The organism is Absicoccus sp., assembly GCF_034090965.1.
Lineage (GTDB): Bacteria > Bacillota_I > Bacilli_A > Erysipelotrichales > Erysipelotrichaceae > Absicoccus > Absicoccus intestinalis.
This window is the reverse complement of sequence record NZ_JAXDRQ010000047.1, coordinates 1-22987: the sequence shown is the minus strand read 5'-3', so window position 1 is coordinate 22987 and position 22987 is coordinate 1. Positions and strand designations below refer to the sequence as shown.

Below are 22987 nucleotides of genomic sequence, written 5' to 3'. Positions count from 1 at the left end.
CCTCCTTTTAATATTCTACCTTCACTTTAAATCCCAGACCACAAATAAAGCCAAGTTTAGACCCAAATTCCCATTCTTTCGTTTTATGATGATAACTGAAATTGGCTTGTGCACTCCCAATCGATCCGGAACCGGTCAGTGTTATCTTTGCGTCAAAAAAATGAAATGAAGATCTTACTTCGCCTTGTAAGGCAGCGGCACCCACATCCATTTCCAACGTTTGCTCTCTTGCATTAAAAACAGCTTTAGCTTTCGCATATACCACACCTACTTGTCCCGACGCAGAAACATCACCATGAATCATTGAATTGCCAATGCGAGCAGAAACCTTTCCACTGAAAAGACTTAAACTTGTTGATCCATAAAGATACACACTTGGATCAATGATCTTGTTTTTCCACATATGAAAATTGATCGTTCCATCTGCTTTCCATTGACCAATATCTGCATCTAAGTTTATATATCCATATGCATTGCTCTTGGTATATGCATATTGACTGGCTGCATATCGAATTTGACCAGAAGCACTGATCGTCTTTCCTGCCTTTTTGTAAATATTGTCAAACTGTGGATGAATGGATCCTGAATAGGTGAAATAGCCTTTTTGAATATGTTGATTCGATAAGGATACTTCTTTTTGTTCATACAAATTTGCACTTTGTGAACAAAAAGAAGAGATCTTTTGAAGACGTGACACAATATCTTGATGTCGAATCGAGAGATTTGTTTGGGTAAAAGATAAAGGAATACAATACTTTATTAATTGATTCGATACATGTCGATAGACTTTTGTATCAATTTTCATTCTTCAACTCATTTAATTGTTTTTTTGCAAGAATTATTATTTGTCCAATCGCATTTTGAATGGCCATTCTCTCATCATCTGAAAAACCATTAGCGACTTCCCTTTGCAATGCAATTAGTTCTTGAATCAGTGATTCATAATACGACAACGATTTCATTGCACACGACTCGCCAATTGTTGTTCATTTTCTTGATAGGATGCAGCCGTTTGCTGTAAATATTGTACATATGCATCAATCGCCTGAATATACGATTGAAAGACTGGACGTAACGATTGAAATTGACTTATCAAAGATGCAGAGGCAGGCGATGTCCAGACTCCATTCAAATCATTCATTTTTGCGTCCACCTCCTGAAATAGAGTTTGAATCTGGTTCTCACTCGTCTTTAGTCGATTTGCATAATTCAATACATCATCCGCAGAAATTTGTACATATGCCATAATTTAAGCCAACCTTCCTGCAGCCATTGCTCGTTCTTGCTGTAACTGTTCATATTGCATCGCACTGGAACGAATAAACGCACTGTATTGCTCAATGATCGATGTCATACGTTTCAATTGTGGTTGAAACGCATCTACTTTTGCTATAAATGCTTCATTATCTTTTCCTTGCCAAACGTTTTGCATTTGATGCATCATCTGATTCATTTGAATGATAGCTTGATCATACGCTTCCGCTTTTTGTTTTAAAAACATGGCACTTTGATACACTTCCTGAATTTCTACTTTAATTTTCATTTTATTCCTTTCTAGATCAAAATAAGATGATCACCCGATCGAATACCGTTCGTTTTACTGTCTGTACGCATATCCATAAAACGTTGAGTATCCAAGCAATAAAAACATCTTTGATACGAAACTTGGTGTTTCCAAAACTTCTGTGTTTCATCCAGAAACTGCGATAATACATATGTATCCGTGATATAAAAAATCAACCATTTCGATCCATCAAATTCACGAATATAAATCAATAATTCATTCATATTGAAAGCTCCATACATATCGATCTTGCCAAAAATAGACATCTCCCTCTTCGTCTGGTGACAGTCGATGAATCAAATAGGAGTATTCGCGATACCCCAAACCAACCCACATTAGATCCAAATCATATTGCTTCTGGATAAAATGGGCATCCGTAAGAACAGACATAGATTCCAATACACCGCAAATATAAATATCAGCTTCTACCTTCAAATCATTACTTATTTGTAGAAGCGGATCAATCAACAGCCAATTTTGAATACGTTGTTGGATCCATTCAAAACAAGATTGCTGTACATATAGAATGAGCAAAGGATGATGATGTTGCCAGTCAATTTGTTTTTGCATACGGATGGTCCGTCCGACTCGCAAGGAGGTTTGCTTTCTACCTGATTTACTTTTGATCATCGGTATTGCCTTCCCATAATAGAATTGTGCCAAGCGATCATTCATCCATATCAATCCTTGATCTGCCTTAGGTATTTGAAACGTATGAAATACACTACGAACCATATCAAGATTTTGCCAGGATAGACAAATTATATGGTCCCATTGTCTTCGGAATGTATCTAATGCCATCCAATACGAATGAATGCAAAGAATCATTCCCATTGAATTTGACATATATTCGGTGATATCCATATGATCAAAGACATCAATAAAGTAAAAAGATGCCTTTTCGTTTGAGCCATAAGATTCTAATGATGGTAAATGAATCATACCTACTTCTTCATCTAATTTTGTCAAAATAGTTAATAACCATTCATCCCGTTGTTTTTCTTGTTCATAGTACAAGAGGATTTTTTCTCCATGTTTTGGATGCCAAACGATTTGCTGCTGCTTCCATGGAAGATCGATCATCATATCTGACAAAGATCGTGTTTTTAGATCTGGCTGGATGATCCAATGATGCTTTTGTGATTTGGACAACAGCTGTTCGGTGAGAAATTGAAATGTTGTCTCATCTTTTCCAATCGTTTGGGCGATTTTTTTACCATCCTCATAGCCAAACCAATGATCATCAACTTTTTGTTCATGGATCCAATAGCCTTGTCCTTGTATATACAAATCATCCACTAGACCAATAAAAGCGCCTGCTTTTTTTAAATGGGCTGCTTGGGTATTTTGCAACACTTCTCGACTATCGGATTCACTATTGACTTTTAAACAAATACGTAGACGAAAGTTGGATACGATTTGCTCATCGACGATCCCCATCGGTTTTTGTGTCGCTAAAATCAAATGAATACCAAGAGAACGACCAATACGGGCAATCTCTTTGATTTCATTCATTGCTTCTGGATATCGCATTTTAAACTGAGCAAATTCATCCATTACGATCAGTACATGACTCATGGATTTTTTATGGATTCGATTGTATGCATCAATATGAGCAATTTGATGTGGATGTACTTTGATAAAATCACGCAATACACATTGACGATGCTTCATTTCGGCACGCAAGCTTTCAATCCATCGTTGTACCGCATTTTCTTCAAGATTTGTAACCATACCCGCACAATGTGCAAATTGATAAAAAGCTTGTCCGAAAGCACCTCCTTTGAAATCAATAAGAATATACTGCAATTGTTCTGGACTGTTTCTAACGATTAATTGCATCAATAACGTAGAGATCCACTCCGATTTGCCCGATCCAGTCATTCCTGCTACTAAAATATGTGGGCCTTGTTTCTTTTCATCTAAATCAATCCATATTTCTTTGCCATTACCGTTCAAACCTATAGGAATACGTAAACAACAATGGGACTGATGCGATACCCCTTTGATGCTCCTATAAAAACTTTGTGTGCACGTCATGCCCCAAGCAATCGGACGAAGATCAATTTTTTTTGGTGAGACATGTGATATTTTCCAATCGATCGGTATTGATATTTTCTGTGTGGTACAAAAAATAAGTGTTGCTTCTCTTTTGATTTGGAGTGGAATGGTTGAAAAGATCCAAAGATGATTCGCTTCTACTTTCGAGACAATGTCCAGCAATTCTTTTTGTGAAGAAGCCAATAATAACTGATGATGCCATTGACAATGTGGAAAGCCAAAACAACGATCTTCTTTTTTCATATTCGGATCCACCCAGATCCATTTTTCATCTTGAGATGGATGTTGCCAAATCCATTGAGCAAACAAATAGGAACCAATCAAAGGATCATCAGCAACGATCCATATGGTTTGCCCTTTTTTAAGAAAAACATGACGATATATGTTTTGTGAACATTCCTCTATGTGTGCTTGCAAGGTTTGGTATAAATGATGATTCGCTTGATCATAAGCCGGTTCTGGATAATTAAATGAGATCCATGATTGTAAATTTTCTCCTACATACAGCGGATGACGAATGCCATAGGTTTCTTTTTTACATGTACATATTTGCATATATTTTTTCTCTTGGCGTTCCAGATCTTGTAAAGCTTGTTGTACTTTACTTTTCATTGTCGCAAGATAAGACAAATACTTTTGATCATTTTCAATATATTCCTTTTGGCTCTGCTTCCATTGCGAACGATAATTCAATGTGCCACAAAATAAGAATGCGATAAACATCGATAAATTTGTTAAAAGCATCGTTGATATTTGATGCTTTTGTTCCGGTTGAAATAGATAATATCCCAAACTTAACAAGCCGCCAGACAATAAAATGGATAGGGACGGTACGAACATTTGGATTCGTTTTGGTTTCATGGGTGGCTGCATACAATGTGGCACTTGAATAGACATCGAAATATGTGTGGGTGAAAAAGTATATTCTTCATCCTGTATCTTCCAAGATTCAACTTTTTCTATGGGTTGATATACACAATGTTGTATTGCTTTCTTTATTCGCGTATTGATCAAAAGAATTGAACCAAATACATACATGCAATATTCAGCCACCTGGATCCAATCCCCATCCTGTATTATTTTTTCTTTTACTTTCTGTCCATTTACATATGTGCCATTCGTACTAGACAGATCTATCAAATGTTTATCTTTGATACGAAAATGATGAAAAGAAACATGAGCGGACAATCCAAGTTCGCGACCAAAGGAAAAGAGTGGAGCAATGGAGACCATATGCCAATCCTCTTTGATCCAGAGAATGCGATATACACCAATGATCAAACTCTGATTCTTTTTTAAACATTGATGATCAACATAAACCTTTCCTTTTGTTTTCACAAACTCTAGCCCACGAAATACTTGCATTGTCTCCAAAAAAATCATTTCACATCGATCATCATAAAATAGGACAATTTTATCCATGCAGCCATTTCATCCACAAGGTTTTTAACCATAATTCTTGTTTCGAAATTTCCCGTTTTCTCAAAACGGGAGCAATCACTTTTTTTATTTTTCTTGTATGACGTTTTTCATCGATTACTTTAACCTCAATAACACATTTCTTTTTTGAAACTCTGAATTCCATGTACGATTGATGGAGACGATCAAGATGACTCTTTGGTGTATGTATTTTTTTACCATTGATCTTGATCCAAATTACCTTTTCAGGTGGATCGAATACAATACGAATTTTACGATCATTCATGGTGACGATGTTACAGGAAGGTGTTTCAATTTGTTGCGACTTTTGCTCGAAATGAATTTGCTTCTGGTCATCAATGATCCACGTTCGATCTTGTACTTCTAAATGGGGTGTCAAAGTTTGCGCAAAGATCCATTGTTTGGTTTTTATCGTTCCATCTTCTGCCAACGACTTTTTTAAAGTGGTCTCATTCCCAAAATCATCGATATTTGAAGTCATTTCTTTCAAAGAAATGGAATCTGTTTTCTCCTTTTGATTCCAATCATCATTCATTGGTTTTTCTTCCCTTTGGGGAATCGTAAAATGAGATGTTTCCGTTGCGGCAACCGTTTGTTGATCAATAGCGACCGCAACATTAGCCGATATCATATTATTTTCTATGGTATCGTTCCTTTCAATATTTGAATTTTCAACCATTGTTCCATTCGTTTGGAAGGGCAACTCGATTTTCTGATCATCTTCATTCATAGAATGAAGGTTTTCTGTTCCTTTCGTATCCTCCACCATGCTGTTTCCATGATCTTGCTCATTTTGTTGCACCATCTGCATCTGTAACTTTTGATCAACATAATGCCATGAGTGGACATCACTTTTTATTTCCTGCGTTTGTAAGTATGCAAAATATGTACCAACCTCTTTACATAAATACGTCATATCTGCTTGGGCTTGTACAATTTCTGTTTGTTTATTATGTTCCACGACCAATGATGATTGATCGAATGCAAGACCGGTACAATGTATGTTGATTGTTGGGTCTAAAGTATACCCATTATTTTCCACTGAAAATCTACAATGTTTTTCTTCTTTGCTTCTGTCTATCGTTTCCGTAATCTGTACCACATTTTCTTTTTCGGATTCTTGCTCGATGGGTGCAATCTCGACTGTATTTTGATGCATTGGAACGAAATCGACTTGCACCATTGGGTTTGCCAACATGAACATGGGCATCCAAACTGCATTCATTTTATTTGCCTCCATAATTGATAGAATTCACTATCATGTCTATCTTGTTCAAAAAAATGTACTAATGTAGATGGGATTTGATTGATTGCTCTTTTTTGAGAGCGTAAAAATAAACAATATTCAAGAAAATGATTCGCAAAAGAATCCGAAATAAAAATACGGTTTGGCCATTGATACATTTGTTTCCAGGCTTTTGGAGATACCATGATACGATGTTTTAAGCAATAAAGAACAAACGTATCCATCTTAGATACGGATGGTTTCTGAGATAGATGATCCACATAATGATCGATCCAATTTTGTGATGGCCTCATTTCCACCCATTCAAGTAGATCAGCCACTTCATCAGGAATCTGTTGTTTTGTAGAAAAGGGAATCTGTTGATAAATATATTCACAAATGGAATGATTTTTGGTTTGGATGGCTTGATAAATCAAAAATTTAGCCGTTTTGGGCTCTTTATAGACATCTTTTGAAATCCATCCATTTTCTATCCATATGTATAAATTTGGATGGTCTTGTGCTTTGTAAGAGGCTATAAAATCTTGACTTGATCCAGAAGATAAGTAGATATCGATGGTATTGGATTTCGAATGAAAAGAAGTAGCTACAAAGAAGACAGACAGACTAATCAAAAAAAGTGCAACTACAAATCTTTTCAAACGAAGCGTCCATAAAAAGAAAGCTTTTGAGGCAGGCAACAAACAACCCATTGGATAGAGAAAACAAATCATCTTTTTCAATCCCATTCGATCGATATTTTCCGTTTTCTTTGCGAAATGATTCCATCGAAGATCTTGATTAAATGCAGATGCAGACAATATGGTTTGATCCCCTATTTCAATACATGAATTAAAATCAATCAAATAAATATGAGATCGATCCACTAAAAGATTTTGTGGTTTAAGATCCACATAAACATATCCAAGTTGATGAAGAGATTCCATCCAATGCATCATTTGACAAATAAATCGTTGCCGATCCCGTATTTTCCTAAATGGATGTTTTGATATCCACACATCGAGTGTTTCTGCCTGAATGTATGTTTCTATCAGTGTGAATGCCCGATCATTTTCTTTTACATCGACCAGCTCTGGAATATATGGATCTTGCCAATGCGTTAGTACATCAACTTCTTTTCGCCATTGATGAATCAAAATGGGATTTGCACTTTTTAGCACACCTTTTTCCACATATTTTTTTCCCGTTCGCATATCTTCAACCAAAACCACCCATGAAGTTTCGGTCTGTTTAAACAGACGAATCCATCGATACTTCATGGAACACACCTACTTGACTCGCAAAACGTAGGATCATGCCATCTTTTAGGCGCATTTTTCGTTGTACTCTTTTATCGTTCAGAAAAGTCCCATTACTTGATTTGAGATCCATGATATAAAATCGATCATTTTGACGTAAGATTTTTGCATGTTTCATGGATACTTCTACGTCGGTTAGACGAATATCACATGCCATAGAGCGACCAACCAAATTCACTTCATGAAGTAAATCATATCGTTGATCATTCATAGAAAGATAAGCCATCGGATGGTTCGGTTGCCCGAGAATATGCGTTTGGTTATCCATCAAATCAAGAGTGACTTCTGGTTCTTTCTTTGCGGTATACAAGATATGCATGGGCTCTGCTACTTTAAATATTTGATGTTTTTTTCTTCGAAAAAAGCGTGTTGGATAATACTTATGACGAATCGCATCAAGTCCCATCACTAAATTTGTTAGGGACATTTCCTTGCTTTGTGAAAATTTCATTAAGAACCCAATAATTTCAAAAGACGTTGTGGTCTGCAAATGTTCGCATAAATACGGAATCCATACATTACAAATATCTTTTTGTTGCATCCATTGTTCAACACCTACCGGTGCAACGATATATCGAAACGCATCTCCATATGGACTAACAAACACAAAATCAGGTTCCATGATCACTGGTTTATTCCGATTCGCATTGATCATATCTTCGAATAAATGATGTAAGAATATGTAGCCTTCTTGTTCTTCAAAAACATGTTGTGCAAAAACATCGTCTAAGCGAAGAAAATCATCCATTCTATATGTGATGATTTGCGACTCAGCTTCCCACAAACCTGTAATACAATTTTGATCCACCTCCATTTTATGAAAAACACCCATATCTAGCCACGTTTGATCTTTTAGTTTGAGCTTCATCATCTGTGGAGATGAATATACGATATCGATCCAATCTTTCATCATCTTCACCCTCTTATGTGTTTTCTATATACTTATACGGGTGGAATCGACAATAGAACCAAATTATTCTAAAATATTTGTATGCAAAAAAAATGGAATACGATCCACACCTTTTTGATCAATCCGCTACTTAATTTTTTCAGTCTTATCCTGATCAACATTTGGTATGATAATTTCACCTATATAGCGAATACTTTGCATTTGCGATTCTATGTTTTCTTATGGGCATGCAGTACTTTATATGGTTTCTTATGGTATGCAATGACTATTTGGGATGCCTATGATATTGCTTATCATAAAAAAAGACATGTCCTTTCGTGTTTTGGCATGCTTATGTGTGTATTCATCCCCTACTTTCCTTCCTACCCTTTTTGGATCAACGATCTACATGTTTGGTTATTTATTGTTTGTTTTGGAATCACAATCTACGAATGGCTCCATGCATTACCTATTCTATTGGTCGTAAATAGAAAATGGAGCCTAGCGCTTGGGACAACTTTTATTATTTGTTTGCTGACCTATACTGGTATTGGTCACATGACTGCTTTTACGGAATCGTTGGCATCCATCACATTAAATATTGTTCTGTATCTTATGCAAAAAGACCTACCCTATAGTGAGAATAGGTAGGTCTTTTCTTTACACTTGTTCTTCAGCTGGATCAATATTCATTTTTGATAATTTTTCTAAATATCCCTGTGCCTTGGATACAAAACACATCTTATTTCCCATGGCAACAACACGTTTAAAATATACATCGGCCAATGGATAATCTTTTTCAACAAATGAAATCAATCCAATATAATAACTGGCATCTACTTGTTGGCAAGTCACTTGAGCAGTTTGTAGCTTTTTTAAATAATATTTTCGACAAGTATTTAATTCACCATTCATCAAATCAATTTTATTCTGGATCGAAGCCATTTCGTCGCTTGTTGTGATCACACTGGAAAAAGCTGTTCGTTGCGTCGCTTTTTTCAATTCTTCTTTGCATCGCTCAATGGAATGCTCATCTTTTAATAAATAATAAATATAAGCCATCAATGTCCAATATTGAATGATGCTCATTTTATCTTTTTTCGGAAATCGCGTTAATACATCTTGGGCAAGTTCCGGCTCATCCATATAGATCAAACATTGCGCTAATATGGTATGCATCTGTAAATGAACCTTTTTTCCTCTTGTTGAAAATAGGATGATAGCAGATGCACATGATTCTGGATCACATTGATCATACAACAAAGAAATAATAGGTACGATATTCGAAGCCCGGTAACGTGATAGGATATTGAAAGAAAACAAAAAAATCAAAAAGCCAATGATCAATATCCAAATATTGCTGACTAAGAAAATCACACAAATTACGGCAATCAATCCCAATGTATAAACCATCTGAATTTTTTGTGAAGTCTTTCGACAAGTTTCAGCTAATTCTTTGACTTCCATTTTTAATGGATGTCGCAATGTATACATACGAACCAATTCCTGATCGGGCGTTAATACCCCAGAAGTAAAATCACCCGTCTTGCCAAGCTTGAGTTGGATCATGCCAACCAAGCAAACGATCACTACAGGAATGACTAATGCAATACCAATATATAAAAATACTTCAGGCACAAATATCATTAACATGATGATAATAAATGGTGAAATATTCCATTTCTCACCTACAAGTTCCATTAATCGAATAATATTAACGATACCGGCAATGGACAATCCGCTCATCGCATAAAAAAATAGTTGATTTTTTTGAATATAGGAAATGACTTCACTCGGATATAAAGACATATACACATCCATATGTTGATTGACAGATATATAAGCAATCAAACACCCCACCGCAAAGCCAATCAACATACTGATCAAATGCGATTTACAACGATATCTCCACATAGAACCTCCAACTGTATGATATAGGATTTATTCATAAATAAATCCTTAAATACACATGCATGAACATAGACTCATCACTTTTTAAGATTCGAGGATTCCCCATACTTTTTATCATAGCAACATAAAAAATAGACCTCAATTTTGCGGCCACACACATGCAAATGATTCGAAAAAGAACAATGTCTATCTACAAGAAAGTTTATGTTATTTTATTTGAAAATGCAAGAATGTCACTCTTTTGTCAACAAAGATTTCCTTATTGAATCCTGTATGCTCGATTTCCATTTTTTGTCACTTGGATCACAAAGTCAAAATGATCAACATTTGTACACAATGCGAAATCAGCTTCGGGAAAAATAAGATTTGTGGGATCAAAAAATTTAGCACCCGCTCCCTTTTTCAACGCTTCTACTTCCTGATCGATCCTAAATTCTTTTCTTTCTAACAATGCTTTAATATACTGAGCACATAACAGATCTTCATCAGCACGACAAACACCTTGATTTCCCATCGCAACAATCGAAACAAGATCTGGATTCTTTTGCTGGATATACCTTGCCACTGCTTTGGCATTCACCAACGATGCCGTTACAATTTCATCCGCACCCTTCGCATTCACAATACCCTGTGTTCCTGCTGAAGTTGTATGAATGATCGTTTTATTTGAAAAATCAAGATGAGCAATCTCATTTGGCGAATTTCCAAAATCACATCCATCCACTTTTGCCCCTTTTCGTTCACCAAATAAACACCAATCGGGATGTTCTGCTTTTAAGGCAAAAGCTTGATTTAGATTGCCAATGGGAATAATGCGTTTGGCTCCTTGATGAAACAAATAACACTCCAAACTAAACGCACGAAATACATCAATGATGACTGTTAATCCCTGGGCTTGTTTTGCCCCTTCAATACATTCTAAAATATTGATTTCCATATTTTTTCACCTACCAATTTGTGGCAACATCTAATTGTGTGGCATTGTTTTGTGCAAACGATCCAGTATCACATACAATGCCCATTCCTAAAGAAGTTGGGATCAATGTACCATAGGGTCGGATGCCTAAATGGGCTGCCACCATCACATATGCCCCATACATTTTAGCACCATCTGCTCTTTCCCAATAGTCCCCTTGTACACCATGAGCCTTTAAATTTGCCACAACCCCGGACATATCTAAATTATAATATGTTTCTTTTCCAGATGGTCCTTCGATTGAACCAGCACTTGCACTTAATACCGGCCCCGTCCAAGTCGTTGTTGCTTCTATGTTCCATTCCGCTTTTTCTGCTTTCATGGCACATACTGTCTGACCATTGACTCCAAGTGTATATTTCTTATTGGCTTGACTCGTCACTTGATAATGACCATCGACTTTTTCAATGATCCATTGTTGTTTCTTTGAATCATCCGCTTCTTTCATTTGCACATTCTTCTTTGTATACGTTAGTACTTGTTGACTCGCTTGATTTTTGATCAAGAAAGTTCCATCTCCACGATTGATGATATCCCATTTTTGCGAATTACCATTATCAAGCGTGGATAATTGTATATTTTGATTCATCATCAATACATCATTGGAAATATGACTGATTTGATAGGAACCAGAAGGTAAAACATCTTTTGCCGAAACAATAGAAACTTGCGAAAAAAAGCAGATGAAACACATCACAAACCATGTGATCATTCGTATATTTTTAGTATTCATAAAGGTATCCTTTCCATACATAAAAAAACTGAATGATGACCATTCAGTTTCCATGTGTATGATAATACCTTAAAATCGGCTTATTTGTCAAATCTGGCGGAGCCGGAGGGATTCGAACCCTCGGGGCCGTTAAGCCTACCCGAATTCCAATCGGGCCCGTTATGACCACTTCGATACGGCTCCATAGCCACTTTATTCTACACAAATAAAGTGGCTATGTCAAACAGAATCAAATCACATTCGACAATATTTTGCCAATGGAATCATGAATAACAAGATCCGCTTGATCATCCATTGGTGTAACATCCCGATTAATTAAGACCAAATGCTTGCCATGAAAATAACGAATCAATCCAGCAGCCGGATAAACCACTAAACTGGTTCCCCCAACAATCAGTAGATCCGCCTTTTCAATGGCATCCACCGCAGCATAGATTGTTCTTTCATCCAATCCTTCTTCATATAAAACAACATCTGGTTTGATGATATGACCGCACTTTGGGCAACGAGGAATGCCCTTATCATCCCGTGCAGCCATCGTTTGCTCTAAATCATAATGAGCATGACAATGCATACAAGTATTTTTTAAGACCAATCCATGCAATTCATACACCACTTTGGATCCCGCCTTTTGATGTAAACCATCAATATTCTGCGTGACGACTGCCTTTAATTTTCCTCTTTTTTCCAGTTGGGCCAAGGCTTTATGGGCTGCATTTGGCTGTGCATCTGGAAAAATCATTTGATTAAAATAAAATTCATAAAATTCTTCTGGATTGGAAAGAAAAAAAGAATGACTGATCATCTGTTCTGCTGGATAACGATATTGTTTTTTATATAAACCATTATCACTGCGAAAATCCGGAATATTACTTTCGGTTGAAACACCAGCACCACCAAAAAATACAATATCATTTGAGTCATCGATCCATTGATGCAATTGCTCAATATCTGTCATACAAACACTTCCTTTTCATTATTTATATTATACGCTAAAAAGGCGTAAACGTTTTGTTTACGCCGTCATTTTTGAAACACCTTGTACCGCAATTTGATATTGACCATCTACATAATCAACTTGAATGGTCGCATCTTTGATCGTACCGGTTTCAATGATCTTTTTCGCAATCTGTGTCTCAATTTGTCGTTGAATATATCGCTTCATTGGACGAGCGCCAAATACGGGATCGACACCCATTTTCGCAATTTGTTGATAAACAGCATCACTTACTTCTAAGTGAATATCTCGTTCGGATAAACGATGAGACAATTCATTCATAAATTTATGAGCAATTTGGATGAAAGCACTTTCGTCCAAAGCATTAAATACCACAATTTCATCAATACGATTGATGAATTCTGGTTTAAAATGACGTTTGACTTCATTCAAATATTTATCTCGACGCTCTTCATTGCTGATATTTTCAAACGCATATTGACTACCCAAATTACTTGTCATGATAATGATCGTATTCTTAAAGTCTACCGTTACACCTTTGGAATCTGTGATTCGACCATCATCCAATACTTGCAACAAGACATTGAATACATCGGGATGGGCTTTTTCAATCTCATCAAATAAAACAATACTGTATGGATTTCGACGAACAGCCTCCGTCAATTGTCCACCTTCATCATAGCCCACATATCCAGGAGGCGCACCAATCAAACGGGAGACACTGTGCTTCTCCATATATTCAGACATGTCGATACGGACAATGTGACGTTCATCATCAAACAATTGTTCCGCCAAAGCTTTGGCAACTTCCGTCTTACCTACACCCGTAGGACCTAAGAACATGAATGATCCAATTGGACGATTCTCATCCTGAATTTGCGCTTTACTACGCAAAATGGCATCCGTAACCAACTCTAACGCTTCGTCCTGACCAACAACACGTTTGGATAGATTATCCTTTAATCGTAACAATTTCTTACGTTCCGATTCGACCAAACGGCTGACTTCAACACCCGTCCATTTCGAAACGATTTTTGCGATCATTTCTTCATCCACCGTTTCTTGGATCAATGCGTTATCATCCTTTTTCAGATTATCGGCTTTTTGGATCTTTTTCTCTAATTCAGGAATGACACCATATTGAAGACGAGCTGCCTCTTCATAACGAGCATCGTTTTGCGCTTGTTGCAAATCCAAACGAGCTTTTTCCAACGCCTTTTTGTCTTCTTGGGAATTGGCCAAGGCTTCTTTTTCATCTTCCCATTTTGAACGCATAGCATCTCGTTGCGCCTTCAATTGACCCAATTCCTCTTCAATTTCATCACGACGTTCGATGGCTTTTTTATCCGTTTCTTTCTGCAGTGATGTCTTTTCAATTTGCAGCTGTAAGATCTTACGCTCTAACTCATCCAACTCTTGTGGCATACTTTCCATTTCTACCTTCAAAGTTGCACAAGCCTCATCCACTAAATCGATGGCTTTATCTGGTAAGAAACGATCGGTAATATAACGATCCGATAATGTAGCTGCACTGATCAATGCTTCATCTTTAATTTTAACACCATGGAAACTTTCAAAACGATCTTTCAAACCACGTAAGATACTAATGGTATCTTGAACACTTGGTTCTTGTACCATGACACGTTGGAAACGACGTTCCAAAGCCGCATCTTTTTCAATATATTTCCGATATTCATCAAATGTTGTCGCACCAATACAATGCAACTCACCACGTGCTAACATGGGTTTCAACAAATTGGCTGCATCCATAGAACCTTCTGTTTTACCAGCGCCTACTAAATTGTGAATCTCATCAATAAATAATAGGATCTGACCATTGCTCTTTTTCACTTCATCCAAAATGGATTTTAATCGTTCCTCAAATTCGCCACGATATTTAGCACCTGCAATCAATGATCCCATATCCAATTCGATCAATCGTTTATCTTTTAAAGATTCGGGTACGTCCCCTTTCATGATACGCCAAGCCAATCCTTCAACAACAGCGGTCTTACCTACGCCCGGCTCACCAATCAAAACTGGATTATTTTTTGTCTTACGCGACAAGATCTGCATCACTCGACGAATCTCATCATCACGACCAATAATAGGATCGATCTTTCCATCACGAACTTCTTGTACCAGATCACGGCCATATTTCTTTAAAGCTTCGACATTATCTTCGGCATTCGGTGAATCATATTTTTTACCATTTCGACGTTGCAGTTCTGCTTCTTGACAAGCCTTTTCATTCAAATGAAATTCACGCACTAATCGTTTTGAAATATACGATTCATTAAACATCAAAGCTAGCCAAACACTCGCCACCGACAAATAGGTCTCATCATGTGCGTTTGCCCATTTTTCAGCCTTGTCCAAAGATCTTTGAACCGTCGTTGAAAAATTAAGATTCTGTGTCGGACTTGACGCAATATGACCTTCTTCTTCACCGATGATTTCTAACGCTCTATTTTTATCGATACCGACACGCTCAAACAAGCCATCTAGAATATCATCTTTAAAAATAGCGGCTAATAAATCAATCGTATCCACGCTTGGATGTTGTTTGGATTGAGCATCATTCGCAGCATCCATCAATACTTTCTGTAATCTCTCTGACATATGTTCATAATCCATAGGGCACACCTCCTTTAGCACTCTACTTATCCAACTGCTAATTGTAGTATAGCACAATAGTTAGCACTGTCAATATAAAAGTGCTAATTTTTTATATTTTATTTCTATCCCCATTATGGACATTTTAAACAAAAAAGCCTACACTAAAAAAAGTAAAGAAATGAGGTTAAAAAATGAAAAAAGCAAAACAGCTCATGGATTCAGTATACTGGGTTGGCGCCCGTGATATCACCAATCGTTATTTTCACGGTGAACTCTATCCTATTGATGAAGGTTGTACGTATAATGCTTATTTGATCGTGGATGACCAAGTTACACTAATTGACACGGTCGAAGAAGAATTTAGTCAAGATTGTTTAGAACGCATTCAATCTGTATTAGGTGATCGACCTATTGATAATATCATCATGCAACATGCAGAACCCGATCATTCCGGTGGCTTATTGGAAATCAAAGCAATTTATCCAAATGCCAAAGTATATGCATCGGTTGGTGGTGTACGCAATATCAAAGCCCAATTTCCAATCGACTTTGAAATTGAAGCATTGAAAACAAACGACACCATGACAACGGGAAACTATCATTTCCAATTTGTTGAAATGCAAATGATCCACTGGCCAGATAATATGTTGACCTATTGTCCTGAACTAAAAACCGTCTTCTCTAATGATGCTTTCGGCCAACACATTGTCAATTATCAATTGACCGATGAAAACTTAGATCGATCCTTCTGTCTTGATAAAGCCAAGGAATACTTCGCAAATATCGTGCTTCCTTATACTGCGCAAGTCAATGCTAAGCTCAACTTTATCAACAATTTACATTTAGAAATTGAAACCATCATGCCAGCACATGGTATCATCTGGAAACAATATGTACCTGATATTCTAACCGCTTATGAAGACTTTGCACATTTAAAACCATCCAATAAAGTGGTCATTGTGTATCAATCGGTATGGAAGCATACCCAACAAATGGCAGAAGCATTAGCCGAAGGATTTGGCGATGCCGGCATGGATGTAAAAATCTATCCATTAGCGGATACGAAATCGACGATCATTTTTAAAGAAATCGTGGATGCCAAATTGATTTGTGTTGGTTCAGGCACATATAATAACGATATTTCTTATAGTGTTGGTGCATTCTTAACTCACCTTCGTGCGGCTAAATTAAAAGGTAAAAAAGGATTAGGCTTTGGTGCCTTTGGTTGGTTCCCAAAAGTACCTTCTCAAATTGATCAAGCCTTAACGGACGCTGGATTAGAAAGTGTACACGATGCGATATCCCATGTATTTAGTCCAGATACAACCGATCTAGAAAATTACTACAATATTGCACAAGAAATCGCAAAAGAATTATAGATCCAATCAAGTAGCATCTTTCAAAAGGAACATGCTACTTTTTTTCAGGACTGGATTCTGCCATAATAAACAAAAAAGGAGAACATGGATGAACGAAACCAAAACAAAGTGGCCAGGCCCACCTGGTTTAATTCCAGTGACAAGTGGCCGAGCCGATGATGCCAATCAAATCAATCGCCACTATTTGGATCGATTGATGGTTGAAATGCGCGTTATCGATGCCAGAATACCCGATTTACATACAGAAATATTCGGAAAGTTATACGACAGTCCGATAATGATGCCTGCTTTTTCTCACTTAAATAAAGCAGGCATACAAGATCGTCAACCCATGGAAGAATACGCCAAAGCAGCCACCATTCTAAACATCGTAAATTGGGTAGGCATGGAAAGTGATGAGGAATATGAAAACATCGCAAAATATGCACCCGGATCCATTCGTATCATCAAGCCCTTTGCCGATCATCATCGCATTCGGTCCGAAATACAATTTGCGAAATCGCAGGGGGCTATTGCTGTAGGCATAGATATCGATCATATTGCCGGCAAAGATGGAAACTTTGATATTGTGGATGGTATTCCCTTAGGCCCCATCTTTCAAGCAGATTTGAAGGCTTATGTCCAAGAAGCAGGCATCCCCTTCATCGCCAAAGGTGTATTAAGTGTGCAAGATGCCTGTATAGCTGCAAATGCTGGTTGCGCAGCCATTGTTGTCTCTCATCATCATGGACGCATTCCCTATGGCATGCCACCACTCGCGCTTTTACCAGGCATCAAAAAAGCCTTGCAGAAAACAAATGTAAAAATATTTGTAGATTGTGGTATGGATAGTGGCTATGATGCTTATAAAGCGCTAGCCCTAGGTGCTGATGCCCTTAGTGTGGGAAGAAGCATCCTAAAACCGTTATTAAAAGATGGTTCTAAAGGGGTCGTCTCCAAAATCCAACATATGAATGAGGAACTGAAACAACTCATGTTATATACAAGTATTGCAAACACCTCATCTTTTGATCCTAGCGTCATTCATTACATGAAGTAGTATCACAAACAACATCGATTAATATGTGAATTAGGGAGCAATCGCAAGCCTTTTGGAATCTTATTTTTTATATGTTTCCCATCACTTTTTCCAAAGCCAAATGGATATCCATCCACACAAACCGCAATATATCCTTTTTGGCTTGGATGCTCAATTTCTAGACCATGCATAAAAGCATCCACTTCATCCAAAGAAAGATTTGTTTTCTGCTTATAGACATGGATCCATTTCGCATTCATATAAAAAGCATGAGCGGGTTCAAATCGTTTTTTTATACGCTCTCCTGCAAAGATTCCTTGCCGTAAACAATGCAATCCCTTGGTTTGAATAAACGATTGATCCATAACATATATTTTATCGTCTTGCTGATCATGGTATTTTGGAATAAAGCCCAATTGATCCATGAAAAAAGTTTTTGTGATTGAATCAATCGCTATTGATTTTTGAACAGGTAACCTTTTGACGGGGCCCCCTTTTTTATGTAGTTTGGCAACAAAATGCCCTTCCCCTTTATCCATTGGAAAAATACGTATCGTATTCTTCATAAATCCAGGTCGTCCAAAAGAAACATTTGGATCGACCAATTCCATATCTGGATATGTATCGAGGAACCATTGCATCACATCTTCATTTTCTTCTTTGGCATAGGTACACGTCGAATACACCATGAATCCATTTCCCTTTAACAATTGATAGGCACTTTCGAGAATTTGTTTTTGTCGCTTTGCACAAAATTGGATATGCTCAACCGACCAATGATTCATCGCTGCATCATGTTTTTTCATCATACCTTCTCCACTACATGGAGCATCTACTAAGATTCGATCAAAACAATGCGCATATTTGGAAACAAGTTGCGATGGCTCATTATTCAAGACCATCATGGAATCCACTCCCATGCGTTCCATATTGGACAATAAAATTTGTGCTCGTTTTTTATCAAATTCATTGGCCACTAAAAAACCTGTATCTAATTTTGCAGCTATTTGCGTACTTTTACCCCCGGGTGCTGCACATAGATCTAAAACCACATCATCGGGTTGAACATCTAAAATTTCCACAGCACTCGATGCACTTGGTTCCTGCAAATAAAACAATCCCGCCAAATGATAGGGATGATTTCCTAAAGCCTCATTCACATAATATTCATCATTCGAAAAGGGGGTCTTTGGGAAAGAAATTTGTGCATCTTGCCATTTTTTTGGATTGATTCGTAATCCACGATACATGGGGCGTTCTAAAGAAGATAGAAAGGCTTCCATTTCGTTGGGTATATAAGATTGAATACGATTTAAAAAGTCAGGATTCATAATAATCTCCTCAAAATACAGTTTCTGGGCGAATTCGACAGGCAATATCGGAACAAGTCGCTGGTTGATCCCATCCACAGCCCCACGCAAAATCAGCTCCTTGGCGAAATCGTTGAACCGCTTCTTGCACGGAAATATTTAATTGAAAAAGCTCAATATGTGTGTGCGGTCCCGTCGAATTTCCACTGTTTCCTGATTTCGCGATGATATCGCCTTGATGGACTTGTTGCCCAGCCACCACATATATTTGATTGGACAAATGATTCAAGCTGACTGCATAGAGTTGATCATTTACCGCCATCAACATACATATGGTGTTGCCTCCTCCATAAGGCCAACCACAATAATTACCTAAATAGCCACAATTGGTTGGTACACAAGCATCGGCATAGAGCACAAGTCCATTGGCACCAGCCTGAATAGGACTATATAAAGGAGCGGCAACATCCAACCCCAAATGAAGTCCACCATGGGGATAGGACCACGTACCTGCGCTTATTGTACCATTTTGAATAAATGGAATCCAACCTTGGCTGTAGCCATCAACATACAGTGTTTCATCCAATGGACAAGCATAATTGGTAGTCTGTTTTTCACTCGTTACAAAGCCATAAGCGGGAAGATCATGATCACCCGGAATCGTTTGTTCCCAATGAGGTGTTCCTTCTTCCTTCATGTCTTGAAATTCATTTTGAAAACGCCTAGCCAATTGAGCCTGACATCGGTTTAAACGCGATATCCAAGAATCATACTTCTCTCTCTGTTTCTTGATCTTGCGGATGCGCAATCGGTTTCTTTTCATCTGCAACATGATTTTTTGGTGTTTTTGTTTCATGCATGATATATCCTGCTCGGCCTTGCGAAATCGTAAATACGTGCGAAACCCTGTCACCGATATGGTATTTCTTTGTTGCGCTAGGATAATTTCTTTTTGCAATTTTGAAGCTCGTTTATCTAAACCTTTATTTTGTTGCTTCAATTTTTTTTGTAGCTGAACACATTCCTTATTTTCATCTTGCAATTCAATCCATACATCACGTATCTCTTTAGAAACTGTAGAAGCTTGTGCTTTAGATACTACATGAACCATTTTTTCATAATAGGTAACCTTCGATTCATGATCGATCGTGGCACCAATGGTAAATGGAATCAAAAAAAGACAGACAAAAATCTTCCGTATCATGTACGACTCCTTTCCTGTCTGTCTTCCTATTATTTTTTCATAGAATAACTTGTTATGATCATCATAAAAAACATCATGGTCTTCAATGGCTCGATCGTCCCGTCAACCAGACCCATAATAGCAATAATACTGGTTAGTGCCAAGATCAAACCAAATAAAGGCCGACTAGATGTATATAATTTTCTAATATTTTGAAATTGTACACCAACATATCCAGCTAAGATGCCCGTACCAATAATTCCATGTGATAAAATGAGATCAATATATATATTATGAGCATGGGATCCAATGTGGTTCTTATAAATCGGATGCAATAAATGAAAAGTCCATGGTCCCCGACCAAACAAAGGACGTTGTTTGATACCTTCCCATGCATATGACCAGATTGTAAAACGACTCGTGATGGTACTCGTATCATTGAATCGAGGAATCAATGTAGGCATTTGGATGACCAATGCCAATAAACCAGCCAAACAAATACAATACATGCTCAATATGATTTTTTGTCCAAAGCAAATCAATAAAATCGGGATTACAAGAACCAAAGGGACCAATGCCGATCGACATCCCGTCAATAAAACTAAACCAAATTGAAACAAAGCAATGATCACATACCATATTTTCAAAGAGATTTTTCGGGTTTGCAGAAACCGATATAAAATGCATGCCAATACCATATCCAACATCAAAGCATAGATATTTGCATTTTGAAACGTTGTCATGATCCTTCGTTTGGGACTATTAAAAATATGAAAAGCAAAAAAAGAATATCCACCCGCATGAGATATTTGGGCAAATTGCACCAAAGCATAGATTCCATTGATCAAAGAACAAATAATGGTCCACTCAATCACATACATAAATAATTTTTCATGAATATGCCCTTGATAATATCCAATGAATGAAAACAATCCCAAAAAGCCCAACGTGATCGTCAAACCATACCCATTGACATTGATCAAACTGATGATTCCCGATAGGAACAAGAATAAATAAATATACTTTTTTCCCGTTTGATGTTCCATAAGTGTGGGGATCATCTTATCTTTCCATAATATATATACGTCCAATAGCGTTAATACAACCAAAAAAAGCGAATGAGGAAGGAATATACTGGTAACCATCGCCAAGATGATCCAATCATGGATAGAAAAAGCGTGCAAATCATTACGAATCGTTTGCATTTCTATTCTCCTCTTGATTTTCGACTTGCCGCAATGACCGCTTCCATCACACTCGATCGGAATCCATTAGCTTCCAAAGTACGAACCCCTTCAATCGTCGTACCAGCTGGAGAACATACTTGATCTTTACAAACACCTGGATGATTACCTGAAGCAAGAACCATTTTGGCAGAGCCTAAAACGGTTTGCGCTGCAAATTGATAGGCCATTGCCCGAGGCATCCCTTCATGAACGGCGCCATCCGCTAATGCTTCAATAAACATATAGACAAAAGCTGGAGAAGAACCCGATAGACCGGTTACGGCATCCATCAAATCTTCATCTACACAAGAAGCAATGCCAAAACAAGAAAGTAATTTTTCGATCATTTGTTGATCTGCTTGATCACAATGCGTATTCATCACATAGGCGGTACAACCTTCATTGACCATAGCGGGTGTATTTGGCATACAACGTACGATCTTGTGCACCCGCTCAAATTGCGTTTCCAATTGATGTAAACAAATTCCTGGTGCGATACTGACAATCAATGTTTCTGGCTTAACGACTCGACGAATTTCTTCAATGATCATCGAATATACTTTTGGCTTTACACATAAAACCAAAATATCACTGTTTCCAGCCACGACACAATTATCCATCGTCGTACGCACTCCATATAATTCTTTTACGTTTTCCAATTTTTTTGATGTATGATTTGATACAAGAATATCTTCGTTTTGTATCCATTTTGCAGCAATGATTCCCTTTATCATCGCTTGGGCCATATTGCCACAACCAATAAATCCAATTTTCATATTGTCACTTCCTTATGTTGGTATCTTAACATAGACTGAAAACGAAAAGCATGAATTCTCATAAAAAGACGAAGGAAGTCCTACCAAACAAGAATTTCAGATCCGCTCCAAGCTCAAAGAATCGCCCCAAAAATATCTGTCTATTTATAAAACATTCACCATAACCAAACTAGCAGAGTGAGATTTCCCATAAACAGTAATCTGTTGCGAATATAGTCAAAATAAAAAAGCCCTTGTGAAAAGGGCTCATGATATACGAATGGTGCCGAAGAGAAGATTTGAACTTCCGACCTACGCGTTACGAATGCGTTGCACTACCGCTGTGCTACTCCGGCATCTGTTCATAATAATACATGAAACCGGACAGTATTTCAAGATAAAATTAGTAACCCGTATCATA

General features: G+C 37.4%; 20 protein-coding genes and 2 tRNA genes. 2 read left to right on the top strand and 20 right to left on the bottom strand.

The window, feature by feature from the left end:
* Positions 1-7: 7 nt before the first annotated feature.
* The 15 genes from SOS22_RS06785 to SOS22_RS06715 form a co-directional block, all read right to left on the bottom strand.
* On the bottom strand, positions 8-805 hold the full coding sequence (locus SOS22_RS06785; RefSeq protein WP_320596743.1) for a hypothetical protein: 798 nt from the start codon (positions 803-805) through the stop codon (positions 8-10).
* Positions 795-962 (bottom strand): hypothetical protein, encoded by a 168-nt coding sequence (locus SOS22_RS06780; RefSeq protein ID WP_320596742.1) that lies wholly within the window; start codon positions 960-962, stop codon positions 795-797. Before SOS22_RS06780 ends, SOS22_RS06785 begins: the two co-directional genes overlap by 11 nt.
* On the bottom strand, positions 959-1246 hold the full coding sequence (locus tag SOS22_RS06775) for a WXG100 family type VII secretion target (protein WP_320326464.1): 288 nt from the start codon (positions 1244-1246) through the stop codon (positions 959-961). The genes SOS22_RS06780 and SOS22_RS06775 overlap by 4 nt, the downstream gene beginning before the upstream one ends.
* A gap of 3 nt (positions 1247-1249) precedes the next feature.
* Complete coding sequence (locus tag SOS22_RS06770) at positions 1250-1543, bottom strand: WXG100 family type VII secretion target (RefSeq protein WP_320596741.1); 294 nt, start codon at positions 1541-1543, stop codon at positions 1250-1252.
* Between the two features lie 11 nt (positions 1544-1554).
* Positions 1555-1788 carry a hypothetical protein gene (locus tag SOS22_RS06765; protein WP_320326466.1) on the bottom strand — a complete coding sequence of 78 codons (234 nt, stop codon included), beginning with the start codon at positions 1786-1788 and terminating at the stop codon, positions 1555-1557.
* Complete coding sequence (locus tag SOS22_RS06760) at positions 1781-4990, bottom strand: FHA domain-containing protein (protein WP_320596740.1); 3210 nt, start codon at positions 4988-4990, stop codon at positions 1781-1783. Before SOS22_RS06760 ends, SOS22_RS06765 begins: the two co-directional genes overlap by 8 nt.
* A 49-nt stretch (positions 4991-5039) precedes the next feature.
* Positions 5040-6290, bottom strand: a complete 1251-nt coding sequence (locus tag SOS22_RS06755) for a hypothetical protein (protein WP_320596739.1) — start codon at positions 6288-6290, stop codon at positions 5040-5042.
* On the bottom strand, positions 6287-7570 hold the full coding sequence (locus SOS22_RS06750) for a protein kinase domain-containing protein (RefSeq protein ID WP_320596738.1): 1284 nt from the start codon (positions 7568-7570) through the stop codon (positions 6287-6289). Before SOS22_RS06750 ends, SOS22_RS06755 begins: the two co-directional genes overlap by 4 nt.
* The gene (locus tag SOS22_RS06745; RefSeq protein WP_320326470.1) at positions 7542-8522 is read right to left on the bottom strand and encodes an FHA domain-containing protein; all 981 of its coding nucleotides are present in this window, start codon (positions 8520-8522) and stop codon (positions 7542-7544) included. The genes SOS22_RS06750 and SOS22_RS06745 overlap by 29 nt, the downstream gene beginning before the upstream one ends.
* A gap of 636 nt (positions 8523-9158) precedes the next feature.
* Positions 9159-10412 carry a hypothetical protein gene (locus SOS22_RS06740; protein ID WP_320326212.1) on the bottom strand — a complete coding sequence of 418 codons (1254 nt, stop codon included), beginning with the start codon at positions 10410-10412 and terminating at the stop codon, positions 9159-9161.
* 256 nt (positions 10413-10668) lie between these two features.
* Positions 10669-11346, bottom strand: a complete 678-nt coding sequence (locus SOS22_RS06735) for a 2-phosphosulfolactate phosphatase (protein WP_320326211.1) — start codon at positions 11344-11346, stop codon at positions 10669-10671.
* A 10-nt stretch (positions 11347-11356) separates the two neighbouring features.
* On the bottom strand, positions 11357-12118 hold the full coding sequence (locus tag SOS22_RS06730) for an RICIN domain-containing protein (RefSeq protein ID WP_320326210.1): 762 nt from the start codon (positions 12116-12118) through the stop codon (positions 11357-11359).
* Between the two features lie 94 nt (positions 12119-12212).
* A tRNA-Ser gene (locus SOS22_RS06725) sits at positions 12213-12301 on the bottom strand.
* A 46-nt stretch (positions 12302-12347) separates the two neighbouring features.
* Positions 12348-13076, bottom strand: a complete 729-nt coding sequence (locus SOS22_RS06720; RefSeq protein WP_320596737.1) for an NAD-dependent protein deacylase — start codon at positions 13074-13076, stop codon at positions 12348-12350.
* A 57-nt stretch (positions 13077-13133) separates the two neighbouring features.
* Positions 13134-15713 carry an ATP-dependent Clp protease ATP-binding subunit gene (locus SOS22_RS06715; RefSeq protein ID WP_320596736.1) on the bottom strand — a complete coding sequence of 860 codons (2580 nt, stop codon included), beginning with the start codon at positions 15711-15713 and terminating at the stop codon, positions 13134-13136.
* A 173-nt stretch (positions 15714-15886) separates the two neighbouring features.
* Here SOS22_RS06715 and SOS22_RS06710 point away from each other — a divergent pair, with 173 nt between their 5' ends.
* Positions 15887-17074, top strand: a complete 1188-nt coding sequence (locus tag SOS22_RS06710) for an FprA family A-type flavoprotein (protein ID WP_320596735.1) — start codon at positions 15887-15889, stop codon at positions 17072-17074.
* An 88-nt stretch (positions 17075-17162) separates the two neighbouring features.
* A complete protein-coding gene (locus tag SOS22_RS06705) occupies positions 17163-18113 on the top strand; it encodes an alpha-hydroxy-acid oxidizing protein (RefSeq protein WP_320596734.1) in 951 nt (316 codons plus the stop codon).
* Between the two features lie 2 nt (positions 18114-18115).
* Here the strand turns inward: SOS22_RS06705 and SOS22_RS06700 are convergent, their stop codons facing one another.
* The 5 genes from SOS22_RS06700 to SOS22_RS06680 form a co-directional block, all read right to left on the bottom strand.
* Positions 18116-19423, bottom strand: coding sequence for an RsmB/NOP family class I SAM-dependent RNA methyltransferase (locus SOS22_RS06700; protein ID WP_320326205.1), 1308 nt, complete (start codon positions 19421-19423; stop codon positions 18116-18118).
* A 10-nt stretch (positions 19424-19433) separates the two neighbouring features.
* The gene (locus SOS22_RS06695) at positions 19434-20606 is read right to left on the bottom strand and encodes a M23 family metallopeptidase (protein ID WP_320596733.1); all 1173 of its coding nucleotides are present in this window, start codon (positions 20604-20606) and stop codon (positions 19434-19436) included.
* A 29-nt stretch (positions 20607-20635) separates the two neighbouring features.
* Positions 20636-21790, bottom strand: coding sequence for an O-antigen ligase family protein (locus SOS22_RS06690; RefSeq protein WP_320596732.1), 1155 nt, complete (start codon positions 21788-21790; stop codon positions 20636-20638).
* Positions 21791-21792: 2 nt separating this feature from the next.
* Entirely contained in the window at positions 21793-22587 is a 795-nt protein-coding gene (proC, locus tag SOS22_RS06685) for a pyrroline-5-carboxylate reductase (protein WP_320326202.1), read from the bottom strand.
* Between the two features lie 260 nt (positions 22588-22847).
* Positions 22848-22922 (bottom strand) — tRNA-Thr (locus SOS22_RS06680).
* Between the last annotated feature and the right edge of the window lie 65 nt (positions 22923-22987).